The sequence below is a fragment of the Psychrobacter sp. L7 genome (genome assembly GCF_002810365.1).
Classification (GTDB): Bacteria; Pseudomonadota; Gammaproteobacteria; order Pseudomonadales; family Moraxellaceae; genus Psychrobacter; species Psychrobacter celer.
In genome coordinates this window covers 76,855-96,709 of sequence record NZ_NEXR01000002.1, presented here as the reverse complement: position 1 = coordinate 96,709, position 19,855 = coordinate 76,855, and the positions used below count along the sequence as shown (strand labels likewise).

Genomic DNA, 19,855 nt, shown 5'->3' with positions numbered 1-19,855 from the left:
ACATGACTGCGCTACAAACGCTCATAAAAAAAGCGAGCTACTTACTGTAACTCGCTTTTTGTCACTCAATCAAACTCACTGTTCATCACATCAACAACTCACGCTTGCCGCTTTTGCCCATCGAGCTGACCAGCCCAGCCTCCTCCATGGAGTCGACAATACGAGCGGCGCGGTTATAACCGATGCTAAATTTACGCTGAATACTAGAGGCAGATACTTTGCGCGTTTCCATGATAAAGGCGACCGCCTCATCGTATAGGTCGTCGTCTTCACCCGATGCATTGCCAGTACTACCGCCGCCAGGGCTGGATAGCTCAAAGTTCCCCGCCATGTTGTCAATATAGTCGGGTGCGCCGCGCTCACGCCATGCGTCACAGACACGGTTGACCTCTTCGTCACTGACGTAAGCGCCATGCACACGATCCGGCTCAATCTGTCCTGGTCCTAAAAACAACATATCACCGTTGCCCAGCATATCCTCTGCGCCGCCGCTATCCAAGATAGTACGCGAATCGACCTTTGAGTTCACACGGAGGGCGGCTCGCACTGGAATATTGGCTTTGATCAAACCTGTGATGACGTCGACTGACGGGCGCTGAGTGGCGAGCATCAAATGAATACCAGCCGCGCGTGACTTTTGTGCCAACCGCGTGATCAGCTCTTCGGCCTGTTTACCGACCTGCATAATCATATCAGCAAACTCATCTGCGACAATCACAATCATCGGTAATGTCTTGAGCTTAGGCGCTTGGCTCATACTGACGCTGTCGTTGGGTCGCCATAACGGATCGATGATAGGATTGCCTGCTTTTTCGGCAGCGATGACTTTTTTGTTAAACTCGCCCAGCTTACGTACCTTGAGCAGGCTCATGAGCTGATAGCGGCGCTCCATCTCCGCCACGCACCATGATAGGCTACTGGCCGCTTCGGTCATGTCGGTGACCACTGGCGTCAGTAGATGCGGGATATCATTGTAGTTGGCAAGCTCAAGCTGCTTTGGGTCAATCAAGATCAGGCGCAGCTCATTGGGGGTATATTTGAGGAGCATCGACAGTAGCATGGAGTTGACCAGTACCGACTTACCAGAGCCTGTGGTACCGGCGACCAGCATGTGCGGCGCACGAGCAAGATCGGTGATAATCGGATTGCCACCGATATCTTTACCCATCGCCATGCTGATTTGCGCTTTAGGGTCTTTGTATGTTTCCGTATTGAGCAGCTCAATCAGGCGCACCATTTCGCGTTTTTTATTGGGTACTTCGATACCGATATAAGGCTTGCCTGGTATCACCTCGACCACACGCAAAGACGCCATCGATAGCGAGCGCGCCAAGTCTCGCGAGATACCCGTGACTTTACTGGCTTTGACGCCTGGTGCCAGCTCGACTTCAAAACGGGTCACCACCGGCCCTGGTATGGCATTCACCACGCTTGCTTTGACATTGAACTCCTGCAGCTTAATCTCTAATAACTCAGACAACTGCTCAAGCTCTGCGACGGTATAGCTGGGCTTACGGTCAGGGTCTGGCTTGTCCAAGATAGACATCTCAGGTATCGGCGTGAGGCTATTGCGATATGCCGCTGTTTGCATTGAGCGTGACTTTTTACTAAATGCGGCATCGTCACTGATATCTGGCATGACGGCTGCTATCGCCTCTGCCCCATCATCATCTGGCATCATATCGGTGATATGATTGCTACTATCTCCCTCTGGTACCGCAAAGCTCACCGCAGGCTTGGTAGGTGTTTCTGGTGTCAGCGCCTCTACTGTTGGTGCTTGTTTGGGGTTGGCCGGCGGCGTGTTGGTCGGGGTCATATCCGCGGTGTCTGCGATAGAGGTAGCAACCTCTGAGGTAGGCTCTACAGCAGAGGGTTGCGTGGTAGACGCCGAGCTGAATGATGGCTCGACAGGCTCTACCTCTGAGCTATGTGATACGTTTGCTTCTCTTGCCTCTGCCGCTGGTCTACCAGCTGCCTGACTCTCCATAGATACGGAGCTGGGCGCGGCAGCATCTGGCGTTGCTGCATCATGTACGACGTCATCGACTGCTGCAGTAGCAGGGGTGAGCGTCTCTGCGTGTTCTGCCAGCCATGCCTCAGCCAAGGTATCGACATCGTCAGTTGCCGTATCATCAGTATCGGGAGTCTCTATAGCTGACGCTACAGAGGTCGCCTCATTATCTAGCGTTTCATCACTATTGTCATAAGAGGCGGATACGGTAGATGCTGTCTCAGAGATATCGTCGGTCGTATCTGCCATATAGCTATCGCCATTAACATAGCTATCATCAGCAACAAAGCTATCATCAGTATGGTAGTGCGCCTGCTCGCTGGCCAACAAATCATCCACCGTGCTTGCATCATTCCATGCAAAGCTTGGCTCTACTTTGCGAGTCATCACAGGGGTGGCCGTCGCGACTACATCGCTAGCACTGACCGCGCCACTTTTGGCGACGGCTACGGGGCTTTTCGGCTCGGCGCTCGACTGCGTCGGCATGGCAGGCGACGCTACGCTGTCAGGCGATGTAGTCGCTTTTGCAGCTTGTGTCGCGGCAGCCACCGAGGCTTTGACACTATCAGCCAGTCCTGATGTGGTCAAAAACTCGGACAACACATTGCCAAATCGGCCACTTTTATCCGCAGACTGTGCGCCATCCGTAGCATCAGCAGTGGGCAGCTCTAATGCTAGCTGCTCGTGCTCTGATGCTGCTGGTGGTTTGAGCGCCTGTTGGTCATCATTGTACCCAGCAGCGCTGTACTGCTTGCTCGCTTGCTCATCAGCGGTCGCCTCTTTGTTTTTGACCCCTGAGCCAAGCCAAGCCAGCGCGGTGATTTTTTGATAAATGCTCAGCCAGTGAATATTAAACGCAAAGGTTGCGGTGATAGTGACAAACACGGTCAAAAACACCACACTCCCCCACTGCGATAATAGCTGCGCCAAACGGGCTTGAAGCTCAAGGCCGATGATACCGCCCGCCACGCCTTCTAGTTCAGTGGCCACAGGATCTGCAACCTGCTGCACCAGCGCGACCAATTGAGCAAACAGCGCACTGGCACTCAATAACAAAAACACATAAGCGACCAAGCGCATCAGCCAAAACGTTGGCTTATTGTCCCACCAAATCAAGATGGACTCATAGACCATAAACGCCAGTAGCCACCACGCGCCAAAACCAAAAAACCGATACAGCAAATCTGACAACCATGCACCAGTTTTACCGCCCATATTGTTGATCGTGGTCATATCGCTGCTGATATGCGACCAGCTAGGGTCATTACCCGTATACGTCATCAAAATGACAAACAGATAAACGGTCAGTATTAACCCAAGCAGGGTAAATATTCCTTTTTTTAAATACTCAATTAGCGGTGCTGATATCACGTAAGATCTGCCTTGTTAATAATACTAAATGGTCGCCAACCCATGATTAACGCTAACCATGCTGGCATAAAGTGCTGACATAAACGGTACCGATCAACCTGTACCAAGATACCGAGCGCAGCGGCAATGGCTACTTGTATAAAACGATTATAAGCGCGGTTATCAGAATAGATGACAAGATTACTTAGCCCTTACTGCGCTTGGCATAACTTCTTATAATAACAAATACATAGGGACAGTGGCGACAGTCTTCTTAAGAAAATAAAACAATACACCTTTATCATCACCATTACACCGGATTTGATAAAGACTTGGCCGATTAGCGCCTACCTTTAGTGCCCTAAAATTCAAGGGTTTGATGCTTTGATTGTAATGATACCCATGTTTGCTTTAGCAAACTTGCACTTTTTGCCAACTGCCCTTATGTTATTATCACATAGCAATTAGAAGAAGCATATTTGTAGTCATTTTTGATATTCGTCTTTTATTATATTTATAACTTACATTTTTAATTCGTATATTTTTAATTCGTATATTTAGCAAGGAACAACTCATGGCAACTGACACTACTGCCCCACGTCACGAAAAGCTCATCATTTTAGGCTCAGGCCCTGCCGGTTATGCCGCGGCTGTCTATGCGGCGCGCGCCAACCTAAAGCCTGTCATGATCACGGGTATGGAAGTTGGCGGACAGCTGACCACTACCACAGAAGTTGATAACTGGCCAGGCGATGCGTACGATTTGACTGGGCCTGCGTTGATGGAACGTATGAAGACGCATGCTGAGCGTTTCGGTACCGAGCTGGTCTATGATCATATCAATGACGTCAATCTAAACGAACGTCCGTTTCAATTGACCGGTAATAATGGCAGCTACACGTGTGATGCGCTTATCATCTCAACGGGCGCTTCGGCGCAGTATTTGGGCTTGGAGTCAGAGAGCAAATTTAGAGGTCTTGGCGTATCTGCTTGTGCTACTTGTGACGGTTTCTTTTATAAAGGCCAAAAAGTCGCCGTCATCGGCGGCGGCAATACCGCGGTCGAAGAAGCTTTATACCTATCAAACATCGCCTCTGAGGTGACCTTGGTGCATCGCCGCGACAGCTTGCGCTCCGAGAAAATCCTGCAAGACAAGCTGTTTGAAAAAGCCAAAAATGGTAATGTCAAAATAGAATGGAACCATCAGGTCCGTGAGGTCGTCGGTGATGACATGGGTGTCAATGGCGTGGTGATCGAATCTACCGTCGATGGCAGCACCAAAACCCTAGATGCCATGGGTATGTTTGTGGCGATTGGTCATAAGCCAAATACCGACTTGTTCAAAGGTCAGCTAGCTATGAAAGACGGCTATCTTATCGTCAATAGTGGCCTAAATGGTAACGCCACCCAGACCAGTGTCGAAGGGGTATTTGCGGCAGGTGATGTCGCCGATCACGTCTACCGTCAAGCCATTACCTCAGCAGGTACCGGCTGTATGGCCGCCCTTGATGCAGAAAAATATCTCGATGCCATCGGTGAGGCAGATGCTTCTGACCATACCTACGCCTCGACATTGACTGCTGATAAAGAAGCCTAAATGAGTCATCTTTGGCAACAAAACCATAATCCCATCACGCCTGAGACCCTAAAAAGTCTTGGGCGTTATGACTTTCCCGACCCCGCCACCATCGACCCTGATGGCATCGGCATTGTGGCGCTGGGTGGTGATTTGGCCTCCGAAACGCTCATCTCTGCTTATGCGCAGGGGCTGTTTCCTTGGTTTAATGAAGACGAGCCTATCGCGTGGTGGTGCCCTGAGCCGCGCTGCGTCATGGTGCCGGCTGAGTATATACCCAGTAAGTCATTGCGCCGTCAGGCCAAAAAAGAGCGCTGGCAACTCACCCTCAATCAAGCGTTTGACGAAGTCATTCATGCTTGTAGCTTACCGCGTAGCAATGGCCTGCCTGAAGGCGAGCATACTTGGATTCATCAAGAGATGATCGACGCTTATAGCAAGCTACACGCCCAAGGCTTTGCCCATAGTATCGAGGTATGGGACGAAACCAACACACTGATCGGGGGACTTTATGGTTTAAAACTGGGTAGTATTTATTTTGGAGAATCGATGTTTCACCGTGCGTCAAACGCATCCAAGATGGCGTTTTGGGGTTTAATGCGTTTATGCGAGCAAAGTCAGGTTGCACTGGTCGATTGCCAATTACCAAACGAGCACCTGATGAGCTTGGGCGCCACCACCTTACCTCGTGCTGACTTTTTGCATCAGTTAGATAGCTTGATCGTAAGTGGTGCTGGGCATTGGCACAGTGACTCCCACCAACCGCTAGCAGTCTCGCTGATTGATACACCGCACCCTTGGCAAAGCGGCAAATAGCGCCCCACTTTTGAGATTATTATGGCACTTTATACCTCATTTTTGTTAATTGGAAAACTGGCTGCCAAAGCCAATACCACCAAAGACACGGTCCGTCACTATGACCAGCTAGGCCTACTCAGATCGCGCAAGCGTCAGGCAGGCTCACGGCTATATACTGAGTTTCATCCTGAATGTGTTGAACGTATTGAGCTGATAAAAAGCGCGCAAGCCATCGGTTTTACGCTCACCGAAATCAGAGACAGCCTCAATGATTATTATGATGGCCAATTAGACATCGACCTACAATTACTCCTCACACAGCAAAAACTGGCACAAGTAAAAAAACAACAAGCCAATATCAATGTCATGGTTGAGCTGCTCACCGAGCGCATCGAGGTTCTTGAGCGCATGAGAGCAGACAGTGACTACAAACCCAACGTCGACGTTTGCAAAAGAAAACTCCCCGCAGACCTGTAAGGCTGCATTGCTAAACGAGCGCATTACGTATCATCTACCCATCATTTAAAATCATGAACCAATTATTTAAAATCACGATAAGTCAGCTGCATGATCAGGGCATCGACAGCTGGCTTCTGGGCTAGCTGGTAATAGTTTTTACGCTGATGGATCACCTCAAAGCCTTGCTGCTTATATAACGCAATCGCAGGCGCGTTGTCCGCTCGCACCTCTAATAGCAGGCTATCTACTTGTTTATCTCTCAGCACTAGGTGCAACTGCGCAAAAATTTGCGACGCAATCCCGCGGCGCTGATAATCAGGATGAGTGCCAATGCGTAAAATCTCTGCTTGTTCAAAGACGCTTTGATACAAGCAGTAACCTTGCACGACTGCAGCCGACTCTGCTGACTCTGCTGACTCATAAGCGATCAGCAGATGGACACTGTCTTGCTCAAACAAATCAATCATCGCCTGATACGACCACGCATCCTGCAGCTGGACGATAGACTCGATAGCAGCTACTGCTTGCACCACTTCCCTAAAGTTTTGAGTGTCTTTTGACAAATTTTGTATTACAGTCATGCCGCCCCCTTTTTAATAAATCCCATAATCCTACAACTCCCACAAAAAAAGCCACCCTATAAAGGATGGCTTTTCACTACTCAATACTCGGTGTCAGCTTGCGCTGAGATCAGTATCGCTTAGTTTTTAACGTTAGCTACCACACCAGCACCTACAGTACGGCCACCTTCACGGATAGCRAAACGTAGGCCTTTGTCCATAGCGATTGGGTGGATAAGCTCTACGCTCATCTCAACGTTGTCACCAGGCATGACCATTTCTGTACCGTCTTGTAATTGGATTGCGCCAGTTACGTCAGTGGTACGGAAGTAGAACTGTGGACGATAGCCGTTTAGGAACGGAGTATGACGACCACCTTCTTCTTTTGATAGTACGTATACTTCGGCGTCGAAGTTGGTGTGCGGGGTGATTGAACCTGGCTTGGCTAGTACTTGGCCACGTTGTACGTCTTCACGCTTGGTACCACGAAGTAGTACGCCACAGTTTTCGCCTGCACGACCTTCGTCTAGCAGTTTGCGGAACATCTCAACACCAGTACAGGTGGTTTTTTGGGTGTCTTTGATACCGACGATTTCGATTTCGTCACCAACTTTTACGATACCTGATTCAACACGGCCAGTTACAACGGTACCACGACCTGAGATTGAGAATACGTCTTCGATTGGCATTAGGAATGCTTTGTCGATGTCACGCTCTGGCTCTGGGATGTAGGTGTCTAGGGTGTTTAGTAGTTCTACGACTGCTGGTTCGCCGTATTTGCCTTCGTCGCCTTTTAGGGCTTGGGTGGCACTACCTTTCATGATTGGGGTGTCGTCGCCTGGGAAGTCGTAGTCGTTTAGGAGTTCACGTACTTCCATTTCGACGAGCTCTAGCAATTCTTCGTCGTCTACTAGGTCACATTTGTTCATGAAGACGATGATGTATGGTACGCCTACCTGACGTGAAAGCAAGATGTGCTCACGAGTCTGTGGCATTGGGCCGTCAGTTGCTGATACAACTAGGATGGCGCCGTCCATTTGTGCGGCACCGGTGATCATGTTTTTRACRTARTCGGCGTGACCTGGGCAGTCAACGTGGGCGTAGTGACGGGTKTCGGTGTCATAYTCTACGTGTGAGGTGTTGATGGTGATGCCACGTGCTTTTTCTTCAGGCGCGCTATCGATGGCTGCGTAGTCTTTGGCYTCGCCGCCTGAGGTTTTTGCTGCTACGGTTGCGATAGCGGCAGTTAGGGTTGTTTTACCGTGGTCAACGTGTCCGATGGTGCCGACGTTGACGTGTGGCTTGTTGCGTTCAAACTTGGCCTTTGCCATGGGTAATTCCTCTTTTTTTGGGGTCGGCGCTTAACTGATATAAATATTAAATTTCATATAGATAAAAGCTAAAGCAGTAGAGACCACATTAAAATAATTGTTAAAAGGTTGCACATACTAATGTGCAGATATTATAAGAAAATCACGGCCAATAACAAGTCTTTTAACAAGTTATTGGCGGATTCTTCTCTGACAATATAAAGATATGCTTTATATTGTCATTTTATGAGCGTTATTTACTCGTCATCATCTTTAGAGTTGTACTTAGAGATGATAGATTCTGCAACTGATTTTGGAATCTCAGCATACTTCTGGAATTCCATTGAGTAAGTTGCACGGCCCTGTGACATTGAGCGCATTTGTGTGGCATAACCAAACATTTCCGCTAATGGTACTTCAGCACGAATTTGCTTGGTACCACCAGGCAAGTCTTCCATGCCCTGAACCATACCACGGCGGCGGTTTAGATCGCCCATGATATCGCCCATATAGTCTTCTGGCGTTTCAACTTCTACTTTCATCACAGGCTCTAGTAGCGTTGGGTTTGCTGCCATGAAGCCTTTGCGGAACGCGATTGAACCAGCCATTTTAAATGATAGCTCATCCGAGTCAACGTCATGGTAAGAACCGTCATACAAGGTCGCTTTTACGCCAACCACTGGGTAGCCTGCAAGTACGCCGTTTTTCATGCGCTCTTGAATACCTTTATCGACTGCACCATGATACTCTTTTGGTACCACACCGCCGACAACTTCTTCAGAGAACTCATATAATACTTCGCCCGCTGGATCAAGCGGCTCAAGACGTAGCCAAACGTGACCGAATTTACCACGACCACCAGTCTGACGTACAAACTTGCCTTCTTGTTCAACTGAGTTACGAATGGTCTCACGATAAGCAACCTGCGGCGCACCGATGTTTGCCTCTACGTTAAACTCACGCTTCATACGGTCAACCAAGATCTCAAGATGCAGCTCACCCATACCACTGATGATGGTCTGACCAGACTCTTCGTCTGTGCGAACGCGGAATGATGGATCTTCTTTGGCCAAACGACCTAGAGCAATTGACATTTTTTCTTGGTCAGCTTTGGTCTTTGGCTCAACTGCTAGAGAGATAACTGGATCTGGAAATTCCATACGCTCAAGCGTGATAACGTTTTGCTCGTCACATAACGTGTCACCCGTGGTTACGTCTTTCATACCTACCAATGCAGCGATATCACCAGTACGGATTTCTTCTAGCTCTTCTTGAGAATCTGCCATCATCTGTACGATACGGCCAACACGCTCACGCTTCATTTTTACTGGGTTATAAACGCTAGCGCCTTGCTTAATCACACCTGAGTAAACACGAACGAAGGTTAGGTTACCAACGAACTTATCGTTCATGATCTTAAATGCTAGAGCAGAGAAAGGTGCTTCGTCTGACGCTTCACGGCTGCCTTCAGTTTCGTCTTTATCATCGAGGATACCTTTAATAGCAGGTACGTCGATTGGTGCAGGTAGATACTGAATAACCGCATCTAGCATCTTTTGTACACCTTTGTTTTTAAAGGCAGTACCACAAAGAAGTGGAATGATTTCGTTGTCGATAGTCAACTGACGAAGTGCGCTGTGGATTTGCTCTTCAGTCAATTCACCATTTTCAAGATATTCATTCATCAACTCTTCTGAAGCTTCAGCAGCGTTTTCTACGAGATACTCACGGTATTCTTCTGCTTTGTCTTGTAGCTCAGCTGGAATCTCACGCTCTTCATACTTCATGCCTTGAGACGCTTCGTCCCAATAGATGGCTTTCATAGACACAAGATCCACAACGCCTTCAAAGTCGTCTTCTTTACCAATTGGGATAACCAATGGTACTGGCTTGCCGCCTAGACGCGTTTTGATTTGATCGATAACGCGATAAAAATCAGCGCCAACGCGGTCCATTTTGTTTACAAATGCCAAACGTGGCACTTTGTATTTGTTTGCCTGACGCCATACGGTTTCAGACTGTGGCTGAACGCCGCCTACTGCACAGTAAACCATGCAAGCGCCATCAAGAACACGCATAGAACGCTCAACTTCGATAGTGAAGTCAACGTGGCCTGGGGTGTCAATGATGTTGATACGGTGTTCGTCGAACTGGTTCGCCATGCCTTTCCAGAAGCAAGTCGTTGCAGCCGAGGTAATAGTAATACCGCGCTCTTGTTCTTGCTCCATCCAGTCCATAGTGGCAGCGCCGTCATGGCTCTCGCCTAGCTTATGGTTTACACCAGTATAGAATAAAACACGCTCAGTAGTAGTCGTCTTACCAGCATCAATGTGCGCTGAAATACCGATATTGCGATAGCGCTTTAGGGGAGTTTTACGAGCCATAGTGTTTTCCTAGGGAAATTCGTGTATATAATAATGTGTTGTGTCTCTGCCTAATACTCTATGACAAAGCGGTGAGCTTCGTGATATTACTTACTGATTATTGGGCCTAATACGGACAACAAAAGAGCAAATACTAAGAATATTGCAGCATAAAATTTGGGACATTTCCTGTTAAGCAAACTTTTTAACAACAGTGTTACTGTGCAAAGTTACTGTGCAAAAAACATCTTGAGAGATGTCCGCCATCGCAGCTAAAAACCATTAAACCTTCAGTTTTTTTAGCTGCAGCAATGATGGCGGCAATCCATAGAACGGAAAAATACAGAATCAATTGGCATCAGCCATCAATTCATCACGCTTATCAAAAGCCACTAATGATTAGTAGCCTTATCTTTAGTAGCTTAGAAGCGGTAATGAGAGAATGCTTTGTTAGCATCTGCCATACGGTGAACTTCGTCACGCTTTTTCATGGCATTGCCTTTACCGTCAGCAGCGTCGTTTAACTCGCCTGCCAAACGTAGAGACATTGATTTTTCAGAACGCTTAGCAGCAGCTTCGGCTAACCAACGCATTGCCAAGGCAGTACGACGGGAGGGGCGTACTTCCATTGGTACTTGATAGGTAGCACCACCCACACGGCGAGCTTTTACTTCGACCATTGGGCGTACGTTTTCTAAGACTTCTTCAAAGAAAGCTACTGGATCTTCGATATTACGTTTTGCACTAACTGTCTCAAGTGCACCATAAACGATACGCTCAGCAGTAGATTTTTTACCATGACTCATTACATGGTTGATGAATTTTGCAACAGTTTGGCTACCAAACTTAGGATCCGGTAGGATCTCACGGGCAGCAACGACGCGACGTCTTGGCATAATAAATTTCCTTGTCTTCAGGAGTGTCCAACATTCACAACATCATACTTGTCATCATAGAGCATAGTGATGAGTTGTCAGTTAGCCTTACTGCATGGTGGTATGTTTAAGGGTAAGTTATATCTTATCAATCTAACTACTGTCGACACCGAACCCATGCACAGTTATTGGGTAGTACTAAAAGCTAAGCAAATAACGTTTAGTTATTAAACTTTAGGCTTCTTAGCACCGTACTTAGAGCGACCTTGCTTACGGTCTTTAACGCCTGCGCAGTCAAGTGCACCGCGAACGGTGTGATAACGTACACCTGGTAGATCTTTAACACGACCACCACGGATAAGAACAACACTGTGCTCTTGTAGGTTATGACCTTCACCGCCGATGTAGCTTGATACTTCATAGCCTGAAGTCAAACGTACACGACATACTTTACGCATGGCAGAGTTTGGTTTTTTTGGCGTGGTAGTATATACGCGAGTACATACACCGCGGCGCTGTGGGCACGCTTCCAACGCAGGAACTTTTGACTTTTCCTTGATGGACTTGCGGCCTTTACGAATCAATTGGTTAGTTGTTGCCATAAGGCATCCTTCTCCCGTTTGGTATAAAACAAAAAAATGGGGAAACACGCCAGCTATCTGACATAAATGCCAGATTTTGACGCACCCATTTTTAGGACAGTGTATTATAAAGAGTTGTTGCTGCTATTTCAACCACTTATGAATGGTTTCACTTTACAACCTGTGGTAGATATGCATGCAGCTGCTTACTATAACACTTTATCTGTTTTTCGCTAACTATCATGCAGCGAGAACCGCTAAAGTGTTGGCTAAGCGCCTATCACAAAATAGTCATATGCAAACCAGTAAATAAGCAAAAAAAATAGACAAAGCATACAAGCAGATAAAGCTTGGTATGAAATAAATGGCGACATCGGCGCGTTTTTCAAGTGCGTGCGAAGCCGTCTGCGCTAGGCTTAGACTTCGCTTAGACCCATCTAGGCCCCAAGGCCAACCTGTAACCTTTCTAATGCGTCCTCTAGTTATCGCTGCTGCGCTTACTTGTCAGCGGACGATTGCTCTGCAGACTTTTTATCAGCCTTTGCCTTGTCGTTATTTTTTGCGTTTTTATCTGCTGTGTCTTTATTCTCTTGGCTTTCAGTATCTTTATTTTCAGCGTCCTTTTTCGCTGACTCTTTTGCTGTGACTGTATTTTTTGCGTCTGTTTGCTCAGCCTGCTCATCTGTTTTTTGCGCATTATCGGCGGCTTTATCAACCTCCACTTCACTACTGCTGTCATCAGTGATAGCACGGTTTGCCAATTTGGCTTCTGGAGCAAAGGTTGCTTGCGCCACGCCGATGACCTCATCAATCAGCTGGCTGTTGTAACGCATACCGATAACGACAGCGGTGGCGGGCAGTAAGCGGCGCACCCATGACAAATTAATCTGGTCTAAATCAATACCCACTTGACTGGCGACGCGGTCTACTTGCTCGGCATAAAAATTGACGTTTTTATTTTTTAAGCCGAGGTTTTTTAGCTCATTATGCAAGCCGTTGTTTTGTGCATTGTCTAGCAGCCCTTTACCAATGCCTATGCCCGCCAGCAGCGCTTGTTTTTCTTGCATTTTACTCAAGTCGGCATTGGCAAGCAGCTCATAAGCCATCTTGATGCCTTGCGTGCCGGTCAGAGGTTTATTGTATACAGCCGCCAGCTGATAAACGGTACGTAGAGAAACCAAAAGCAACCATAAAGTGTCGGCGAGCAGTCCTGGTAATCCTGCCAAGCCTGTCAGACCGCCCATGGTTGCAAGTGCGCGGTTTTGATTGGCGATATCTGTCGCTAAGGCATAACGCTGCTCGTCATCTAAACTCTCGATATTGGCAAAGCGATGCTCATGAGGCAAATCAATCTGACTCCAGTTAAAGGCGAGCTTGGCCACTTGAGCAAATGCGCCATCAAGGGTCGATTGAAACAAGCTATTGGGCACCACTTTTTTGGCGTATTTGCCATAAGTAGCAAAACGTGGACCAAGCAGCTGCTGAGTGGCCTTTAACGTCTGCTCACGAAACAGGTCTTGCTGATAGTCGTCGTCCCCTAAATTTACGGCTTTGTATTGACGCGGCTTGCTGGTTTTGGCATTCATGCCATCAATCACAGCGCCCATACGCTCTAAATTATTGCGGGTAAATGCGCCGATACTGCTGACGCCCTTCGAGAGAGTGCTACGCTTTGCCATCTGGTTGTCCTTAATATGATGAATGGTTATTGTATAATTTAACAATCAATTTGTTTAACAATCAACGCCTATCAGCTTTATGCTGATTTTGGTGTTTTTTAGTTTTGTTATTGCTAGCCGTTTTGTCATTACCATTTGTCATGCGCCAAGTTTGTGATACATGATAACTCGTCATACATGATAAATAGTATTTGAAGATGTGTCATCTTAATCAATTGTCTGTCTGCCTGTCAGTGCCAACAATGTTATTGCCGTCACCAGTTTTGTATCTAAAAGTATAAAGCATAACGTGTTTATGGCTTTTTTTATTCTTTATACTGACAGATAAGCATGTGCTGTTGGCCGCTCTTGGTTATAGCTGTAGCGCTATTTGGTGCTTGGGGCAGTTTTGTGGTTATTTTGCACTTGTACAAAGATTTTGGGGCACTGATACGGTATCATATGCGCTGGCCTCAAGTGCTATACTCTCAAGCTTATCGTATCACTTACTTACTATTATTATCAGCACCATTATCTAGAGCCTGCTCATCTCAAAGATGAGGTTTAATAAAAACCCGCTCTAGACGACCTATAAGTAAAATATAGGGACAGCAATTACTAAAAATTATTACTCAGAAGGAATAGAATATGCGCCGCGTTGTTATCACTGGAGCAGGGATTGTCTCTTGTATCGGACATGATTTGGCCACTGTCACTGCTGCACTCAAACAAGGACAGTCAGGTATTACCTTTAACGAGTCTTATGCTGAGCATGACTTTAAATCTCAGGTCAGCGGCAGTATTGATCAGTCGACGCTAGATACCAGTGGCATCGACCGTAAACTAAAACGTTTTTTTAGTGACGCCAGCCTTTATGCTTATGTCAGTGCGTTGAGCGCCATCGAGCATGCAGGCTTGTCACTTGAGACCATCAATAGCAACCCGCGAGTTGGGGTGGTGGCAAGCTCGGGCGGCGCATCGACAGAGAACATCGTCAGTGCCATCGATGCGATGCGCGCCAAAGGTCTGCGCGGCGTCGGCGCAATGGCAGTACCAAAAACCATGGGCAGCTCGGTATCGGCCGCACTGGCCACAGGACTAAAAATCCAAGGGGTGTCTTACTCTCTTAGCTCAGCTTGTGCCACCTCGACACATTGTATCGGTCATGCCGCCGAGCTGATTCAACTTGGCAAGGCCGATGTGGTACTCGCTGGTGGTAGTGAGGCTGAGCACTGGACCCAGTCTTGTATGTTTGATGCCATGGGCGCGGTCAGTACTCAATATAATGACACACCAACCCTTGCCTCTAGAGCTTATGACAAAGACCGTGACGGTTTTGTCATCGCGGCAGGTGGCGCGATGGTGGTGGTCGAAAGCCTCGAACATGCCGAGGCACGCGGCGCCAATATCTTAGCAGAAATCGTCGGCTATGGTGCCAGCTCTGATGGCGCTGAGATGGTCGCCCCTAGCGGCGAAGGTGCAGTGCGCTGTATGCAACAAGCCTTAGCAGACGCAGGGCTAGAGAGCGTCGACTATATCAATACCCACGGCACCAGTACGCCACTGGGCGATATCACCGAGCTCAAAGCCATCGCGCAGGTGTTTGACGGTGATATCAGCAAAGTACCTGCGATCAGCTCTACCAAGTCGATGACTGGTCATAGTCTCGGCGCTGTCGGCGCGCAAGAGCTGATTTATTGCCTGCTCATGCTACAAGAAGGCTTTATCGCCCCAAGCATTAATGTCAAAGAGCTAGACCCTGCTGCTAAAGGCTTTGATATCGTCACTGACAAGCGTGACGCATCACTTGAAACCATCATGAGCAATAGCTTTGGCTTTGGTGGTACCAATGCCACATTAATCATCAAAAAGTTTGACGCCTAAATAATGTCTGTAAACACTCATTCTACCAGTCACAAACACCCTACCCCATCGCCAGCTACTCACCCTAGCTGGCGTTTTGGTGCGCTGGGTGCAGCTGAGCTGTTGCCAAAGCTGCAGCGCCACTTACTCAAGCAAGATGCTCAGGCCAACTGGCAACTGGTTTGGCTAAACAATGCTGGACGACCAGTGATTGGCTTGCTGCCCAAAATGGCTTGGTCTGTCTATGCGACCACGCCCGAACCCAGGCAGCCTGCCGCTTATACCGTCGTTGGCCGCCGCCGTGGCGACAAGCACGCGGCCACTTACCGCACCATGAGCTATGAAGCTTGGCAAGAAGTGCTCATTGCCTATGGTCAAACCCATCAGACCGACACAAATAGCCAAGCAGACCCTAGCGCGCCACCGCACTATCAACACGGGCTGATAGGGTTTATCGGCTATGACATCGCAGCTTACGAGCTGAGCCCAGCGGACGCTATCGAGCTGGCAGCGCAGCCCTGTGCGGTATTGGGGCATTACGACATATATCTGACGCCCTGCGATAGCGGTCATGGCTGGGTGCTGCGTACCGTAGGGCTATATACAGTAGCAGATGAGACGGACCCAACGCTTGACTCGCTGATATCCTGCTTAGACTCACTAGAACAACAGCTATCTAAAGCAACTAATAGCATTGCAAAAACGCCTGCGCCATTATCCCTACAGCCGCGCTGGCACCAACATGACTATCAAGCCGCTTTTGATAAAACCCAATACTACCTAGAGCAAGGCGACTGCTATCAGATCAACCTGACCCAAAAATGGACAGGACAGCTGGCGAGCGAAAGTACATCCACTCAGGCCACAAGTCTGATCGATTATTTACCAGCGCTCCATCAAAACACCCAAGCGCCCTTTGCAGGGTACTTACAAACCCAGCCGCATGATGACGATAGGTTTGATAATAGCGACAATAGCCTCGATGCTCGTGACCCTCATAGCGTTAACACTCAATTTGAGCTATTAAGCTGCTCGCCTGAGCTGTTTTTTACCTTTACCAAAGAACCTAATAGCGGCAAACATCATATCATCACCAAACCCATCAAAGGCACCATGCCACGCAGCACCAACCCCACACAAGATAATGCCTATAAACAGCAGCTGATCGATAGTGAAAAGGATCGCGCCGAAAACGTCATGATTGTCGACTTATTGCGTAACGACTTGGGCAAGTATGCCAAAATCGGTAGCGTCAAAGTACCCAAGCTGTTTGCTATCGAGAGCTTTAGTAATGTCCATCATATGGTCAGCACCATCCGCGCCGAGCTAAAAGACGACGCCCATCCGCTTACAGTGTTGTTTGGTAGCTTACCCGCAGGCTCTATCACCGGCACGCCCAAAAAACGCGCTGTCGAAATCATCTCTGAGTTGGAACAAGCACCGCGCGGCGCATACTGCGGTACCATGGGCTATATGAATTTTGATGGAAGTGGACAGTGGAATGTACTGATACGCACGCTACAAGCACGCCATGCGCCGCAGCAAGACACGCAGGTCAATTTATGGGCGGGCGGCGGTATCACGGTGGCCTCTGACTGCGCTGCTGAATATCAAGAGTGTCTAGATAAAGTGGGCAATCTATTGGACGTGCTGGCGCAAAAACCCTGACATAAAAAAGCCTGCACAGTATGATACTGACAGGCGTTGCGTTATGATACTGATAGGATAGGGATTGGCGCTACCTACTCAGCGGTGCTATCTATCGTGTTGCTATCTGCATGCAATACCGTCAGCGCCGCTATCAATCTTTGGTGCTGCTCGGCGGTACCGACCGTGATACGCAGATACTCACTGATACGCGGCTTGTCAAAGTGACGCACGATGATGCCTTGCTCACGTAGGGCGGCGGCGACCTCGCTGGCATTGCCCTCTTTAGGACGTGCAAACACAAAGTTGGTATGCGAAGGCAGCACTTGATAGCTCAATGACTGTAGGCTCGCTGTCAGTGACTCACGTAAATCGATCACTTGCTGACGCGTTTGCTCAAAATACTCTACATCTAACACACTCGCCGTCGCCCCAGCTTGCGCCAATTTATCGAGCGGATAGCTGTTAAAGCTGTTTTTCATGCGTGTTAAGGCTTCGATTAATGAGGCATTACCAAAGGCCATCCCAACGCGCAAACCTGCCAGTGAACGCGATTTGGAAAACGTTTGGGTGACCAAAATATTATCGCACTCGTTGATAAGACTCACAGCTGAAACCTCTGTCTCCAAACTGCCCTCTTCTACTTGCGCAAAGTCGATATATGCCTCATCAATCACAATCACCGAGTTTGAATGCTCGCTTGCCAACTTACGAATATCCGCAAGCGATAACAGCAGTCCTGTCGGCGCATTGGGGTTGGCGATAATGATGCCACTACAAGGCTGACGATAAGCATCCGGATCGATACTAAAGTCGTCTTCTAGCGCAATTTGCACCAGCTCTATACCAAAAGTATGGGCATACACAGGATAAAAACTATAGCCAATGTCAGGCGAGAGCACAGGGCGCTCTTTTAAGAAAAAACTGGCAAATACCAGCGCCAGCACTTCATCTGAACCATTGCCAACAAACACTTGATTGGCATCAAGGTCGTATAGCTGAGCCAAAGCGGTGCGTAGCTCATCAGACTCAGGCGCTGGATATAAACGCAAATCATCCGCCTGCTGCGCTAAGACCTGAGCGATGGCCTCACCGACTTTAGGTGAGGGTGGAAACGGGTTTTCGTTGGTGTTTAATTTACATAAATTGTCATGTTGCGGCTGCTCACCTGGTACATAAGGTGACAAGTTACGTGCTTTGGATGACCAAAGTCTGGTATCTATCTTTAACTCATTCATAAGTTATCCTACTATTAGCCACAAAGACTATCAAAGTTTACAGACCTAATATTTGAAAAACTAACGCTTGCTCGTTGGCGTAAAAGCATACGCCCCTCATTGACACGCCGATTATTGATAACGATAACGGGCTGAGCGCGCGTGGGCCTCTAAGTCCTCACGCTGCGCTAAAATATCTGCCGTTTCGGCCAATGGCTTACTGCCCGCTGCGCTACAATAGATGATAGAGGATTTTTTTTGAAAATCATAAACACCAAGCGGTGAAGAAAAACGCGCTGTCCCCGATGTCGGCAATACATGGTTGGGGCCTGCACAGTAATCACCGATGGCCTCAGGAGTGTGACGTCCCATAAAAATCGCCCCAGCATGACGAATATCAGCGAGCAAGGCATCAGGCTCATCGACCGACAGCTCTAAATGCTCAGGCGCCACGCGGTTGATCACTGCCATGCCCTCCGCACGGTCTTTGACCAAAATCAGCGCGCCGCGATTTTGTAATGAGTCGCGCGCGATATCCGCTTTTGGTAGCTCGCTTAAGGCTTTTTCGATTTCAGCCGCCACCGCGTCGAGCTGCTCACGACTGGTCGTCACAAAGATGGCTTGGGCGATACGATCATGCTCTGCTTGTGACAACAAATCCATCGCCAACCAGTCTGCGCGATCTTGCGCCTGCCCTTCTGCGTACACCAGCACCTCAGAGGGGCCAGCAATCATATCAATGCCCACTTGACCAAATACCGCACGCTTGGCCGCAGCGACGTATTTATTACCAGGGCCGGTGATTTTGTCCACGGCTGGTATCGTCTCGGTACCATATGCCAACGCAGCAACCGCTTGGGCGCCGCCGATGGTAAAGACTCGGTCTACTTGTGCCAAGTGCGCCGCGGCCAGCACCAGTGGATTGAGCACCCCATTAGGCGCTGGCACCACCATGATAACATCACTCACGCCAGCGACTTTGGCTGGGATAGCATTCATCAGAACCGATGAGGGATACGAGGCCAGACCGCCTGGCACATAGATGCCGACGCGATCCAGCGGGGTGATTTTTTGCCCCAAACGGTTACCCAGCGCATCTTCATACTGCCAGCTGTCTTGGACTTGGCGCTCATGGAAGCTCTGTACGCGCGCAGCAGCCGTGCTTAGAGCGGTTTTTACCGTATCGTCTAATTGCTCAAAGGCCTCAGCAAGTGCCTCCTTAGATAGCTCTAGCTCTTGCATGCTAGTCGCTGGATGCTGGTCAAATTGCTGAGTCAATGCCAGTACCACGCTATCACCCTGATGACGCACTTGCGCGATGATATCATCAACAGTCGTTAACAAATCGGCATCATTGACCGTCTCAAAAGCAAGCAGCTCGGTCAACTGGCTATCAAAATCGGCATCTTGGGTACTTAACTGGCGCATGAGCTAATCCTATATCTGAGCATGTATGCTACGGAACATTAACGAGTAAAAACAAGCGAGTCTGATACTGTGATACGTATCTGTGGCTAGGGTCTGGTTTAGATTATACTGGGCTTTTATGTTTTGACAAACCCATACAACAAAACCAGTTTAGCACGC

14 protein-coding genes are annotated in these 19,855 nt (G+C 48.4%); 5 read left to right on the top strand and 9 right to left on the bottom strand.

What is annotated here, in order from left to right:
- Positions 1–85: 85 nt before the first annotated feature.
- A complete protein-coding gene (locus CAP50_RS03080; protein ID WP_100749041.1) occupies positions 86–3,382 on the bottom strand; it encodes a DNA translocase FtsK in 3,297 nt (1,098 codons plus the stop codon).
- Between the two features lie 553 nt (positions 3,383–3,935).
- On the opposite strand from CAP50_RS03080, the gene trxB reads away from it, so the two are divergent.
- The 3 genes from trxB to CAP50_RS03065 are packed head-to-tail and all read left to right on the top strand — an operon-like array spanning position 3,936 to position 6,212.
- Positions 3,936–4,958 (top strand): thioredoxin-disulfide reductase, encoded by a 1,023-nt coding sequence (gene trxB / locus CAP50_RS03075; RefSeq protein WP_100749040.1) that lies wholly within the window; start codon positions 3,936–3,938, stop codon positions 4,956–4,958.
- Complete coding sequence (gene aat, locus CAP50_RS03070) at positions 4,959–5,753, top strand: leucyl/phenylalanyl-tRNA--protein transferase (RefSeq protein WP_100749039.1); 795 nt, start codon at positions 4,959–4,961, stop codon at positions 5,751–5,753.
- A gap of 21 nt (positions 5,754–5,774) precedes the next feature.
- Entirely contained in the window at positions 5,775–6,212 is a 438-nt protein-coding gene (locus CAP50_RS03065; RefSeq protein WP_100749038.1) for a MerR family transcriptional regulator, read from the top strand.
- Positions 6,213–6,274: 62 nt separating this feature from the next.
- Here CAP50_RS03065 and rimI read toward each other — a convergent pair whose 3' ends face one another.
- The 6 genes from rimI to CAP50_RS03035 all read right to left on the bottom strand — a co-directional run bounded on the left by rimI (position 6,275) and on the right by CAP50_RS03035 (position 13,562).
- Positions 6,275–6,775, bottom strand: coding sequence for a ribosomal protein S18-alanine N-acetyltransferase (gene rimI, locus CAP50_RS03060; RefSeq protein WP_100749037.1), 501 nt, complete (start codon positions 6,773–6,775; stop codon positions 6,275–6,277).
- A gap of 119 nt (positions 6,776–6,894) precedes the next feature.
- Positions 6,895–8,085 (bottom strand): elongation factor Tu, encoded by a 1,191-nt coding sequence (gene tuf, locus CAP50_RS03055; RefSeq protein WP_100749036.1) that lies wholly within the window; start codon positions 8,083–8,085, stop codon positions 6,895–6,897.
- A gap of 236 nt (positions 8,086–8,321) precedes the next feature.
- Positions 8,322–10,448 (bottom strand): elongation factor G, encoded by a 2,127-nt coding sequence (gene fusA / locus CAP50_RS03050; RefSeq protein WP_075102602.1) that lies wholly within the window; start codon positions 10,446–10,448, stop codon positions 8,322–8,324.
- A gap of 401 nt (positions 10,449–10,849) precedes the next feature.
- Complete coding sequence (rpsG, locus tag CAP50_RS03045) at positions 10,850–11,323, bottom strand: 30S ribosomal protein S7 (protein ID WP_075102601.1); 474 nt, start codon at positions 11,321–11,323, stop codon at positions 10,850–10,852.
- Between the two features lie 206 nt (positions 11,324–11,529).
- Entirely contained in the window at positions 11,530–11,904 is a 375-nt protein-coding gene (gene rpsL, locus CAP50_RS03040; RefSeq protein WP_075102600.1) for a 30S ribosomal protein S12, read from the bottom strand.
- Between the two features lie 476 nt (positions 11,905–12,380).
- Positions 12,381–13,562: an EcsC family protein gene (locus CAP50_RS03035; RefSeq protein WP_100749035.1), complete on the bottom strand. Its 1,182-nt coding sequence runs from the start codon at positions 13,560–13,562 to the stop codon at positions 12,381–12,383.
- A 627-nt stretch (positions 13,563–14,189) separates the two neighbouring features.
- Here CAP50_RS03035 and CAP50_RS03030 point away from each other — a divergent pair.
- Positions 14,190–15,425 carry a beta-ketoacyl synthase N-terminal-like domain-containing protein gene (locus tag CAP50_RS03030; RefSeq protein WP_100749034.1) on the top strand — a complete coding sequence of 412 codons (1,236 nt, stop codon included), beginning with the start codon at positions 14,190–14,192 and terminating at the stop codon, positions 15,423–15,425.
- Between the two features lie 3 nt (positions 15,426–15,428).
- Positions 15,429–17,072, top strand: a complete 1,644-nt coding sequence (locus CAP50_RS03025) for an anthranilate synthase component I family protein (protein ID WP_100749033.1) — start codon at positions 15,429–15,431, stop codon at positions 17,070–17,072.
- A gap of 74 nt (positions 17,073–17,146) precedes the next feature.
- On the opposite strand, the gene hisC is transcribed toward CAP50_RS03025, so the two are convergent.
- Entirely contained in the window at positions 17,147–18,289 is a 1,143-nt protein-coding gene (gene hisC, locus CAP50_RS03020) for a histidinol-phosphate transaminase (protein ID WP_100749032.1), read from the bottom strand.
- A gap of 111 nt (positions 18,290–18,400) precedes the next feature.
- On the bottom strand, positions 18,401–19,696 hold the full coding sequence (gene hisD / locus CAP50_RS03015; protein ID WP_100749031.1) for a histidinol dehydrogenase: 1,296 nt from the start codon (positions 19,694–19,696) through the stop codon (positions 18,401–18,403).
- Positions 19,697–19,855 lie beyond the last annotated feature (159 nt).